This window comes from Deltaproteobacteria bacterium, from assembly GCA_005879795.1.
Lineage (GTDB): Bacteria > Desulfobacterota > Binatia > DP-6 > DP-6 > DP-6.
The window spans coordinates 1-1,381 of sequence record VBKJ01000245.1; the positions used below are offsets into that span (position 1 = coordinate 1).

The 1,381-nt window shown below is 73.3% G+C and carries 2 protein-coding genes; both read right to left on the reverse strand.

The genetic code is table 11. From position 1 onward, the window contains the following. Window positions 1-459 (reverse strand): LLM class flavin-dependent oxidoreductase (locus E6J59_19625; protein TMB15962.1); only part of this gene is annotated, 459 nt, incomplete at its 3' end. Then, window positions 456-1,381 (reverse strand): cyclohexanecarboxylate-CoA ligase (locus E6J59_19630; protein ID TMB15963.1); only part of this gene is annotated, 926 nt, incomplete at its 5' end. The genes E6J59_19630 and E6J59_19625, both read right to left, overlap by 4 nt.

Sequence of the window (1,381 nt, forward strand, 5' to 3'; positions counted from 1 at the left end):
CTCGGCCTCGGTCCAGAGCGCGCGCAGCGCGCGCACGCACTCGCGCGTCCGAGCGGCGCGTGTCTGAAACTCGATTCCGGCGGCCTGGAACTCTTCCGCGAGCCAGCCGACGCCGACCCCGAGCGTCAGCCGCCCGCCCGAGAGCACGTCGAGGCTCATCGCGAGGCGCGCGGTGACGAGCGGGTGCCGGAGCGGCAGGAGATAGATATTAGTCCCGAGCCGGATGCGTGAGGTCGCTGCCGCCACGTGTGTGAGCAGGATCAGCGGGTCCAGGTGCGGGGCGTCGGGCGCGAACGGAGGGACGCCATCGGGCGCGTAGGGGTAGCGGCTCGCGATCCGGGTGGGGAGGACGAGGTGCTCGGGCACCCACACTGACTCGAAGCCGAGCGCCTCGGCGTGGCGGGCGACGGCTGCCATGCGCTCGGGGCGGAGGCGGAAGAGGGCGACGCCGATCTTCATGGCGATCTCCCCTCGCGCCGGAGCACGGCGGCGATCCGCTCGCGGAGCAGGTGCTTCTGGACCTTTCCGCTCGCCGTGGCCGGGAGCTCGTCGATCAGCTCGAGCCGCTCGGGGAGCTTCCGCCGCGAGAGCTCCCGCCCCTCGAGGAAGCGCACCAGCTCGGGGAGCGTCGGCGGATCGCGCTCGTCGGCCGGCACGACGAACGCGCACGCGCGCTCCCCGAGGCGTGCGTCCGGCATGGGCACGATGGCGACGCTCCGCACCTTTGGGTGCTCGAAGAGGAGGTCCTCGACCTCCTTGGCGCTGAACTTCTCGCCGCCGCGGATGATGATGTCCTTCACGCGCCCGGTGATGGTGAGGTAGCCGTCGGCGTCGAGGACGCCCAAGTCGCCGGTGCGGAAGAAGCGGCGCTCGTCGAACGCCTCGGCGTCGAGGCGCGCGTCGCGGTAGCCGAGGAACAGCTCCGGGCCGCGCGCCCAGATCTCGCCCTCGCGGCCGGTGGCGACGGGCCGCCCCTCGGCGTCGCGCAGCTCGATCTCGCCCGGCGGGATCACGATGCCGTCGGTCTCGGCGCGCTTCGCCTCCGGGACGTCGGGGCCCGCCGAGCTGGTGATGCTCGGGAACTCGGTCGAGCCGTAGCCGCGGCCCGAGCGCACGCCGAGGCGCCGGATCGCGCGGCGGATCAGGTCGGGCGGCACGTCGGCGCCGCCGCAGGGAAAGAGGCGGAGCGAACGGAGGTCGAAGCGGTCGAGGGTCGGGAGGTCGACGACCCCTTGGAGGAACGGCGTCGCGCCGGCGGAGAACGTGCCGCGCTCGCGCTCGACGAGCGCGCAGAAGCGCTCCGGGTCCCACACCTCCATGAGGACGCTCGTCGCGCCGAGGACGGCGGGGAGGAGGATGCCGTAGAGGAGCCCCGAGATGT